The following is a 237-nucleotide window of genomic DNA, read 5'->3' as shown; positions in this document are numbered from 1 at the left end:
CTCACCCTCTTGGGGCTGGGGCGGCGTCTGGTCGCCGGCTGCTGGGGGCCCGCGCCGCCCCCCCCCCCGGGGGGGGGGCCCGCCCCCCCCCCCCCCCCCCCCCCCCCCCCCGCGGCGGGGGGGGGGGGGGGGGGGGGGGGGCCCGCCCCCCCCCCCCCCCCCCCTTTTTTTTTTTTTTTTTTTTGGGGTGGGCCGCCCCCCCCCCCCCCCCCCCCCACGCCCGGTAAGGGTGAAGGG

Annotated in this window: 1 protein-coding gene; it reads right to left on the bottom strand. The window is 83.5% G+C overall.

Annotation, left to right across the window (positions count from 1 at the left end; translation table 11 throughout):
- Position 1: 1 nt before the first annotated feature.
- On the bottom strand, positions 2–237 hold a 236-nt coding region (locus AC0L2C_RS34325), incomplete at its 5' end, for a hypothetical protein (protein ID WP_473525548.1).

This window comes from Mesorhizobium sp. WSM4845 (genome assembly GCF_055811455.1).
The sequence above is the reverse complement of the archived record's forward strand: the minus strand, read 5'-3'. Positions and strand labels throughout refer to the sequence as shown.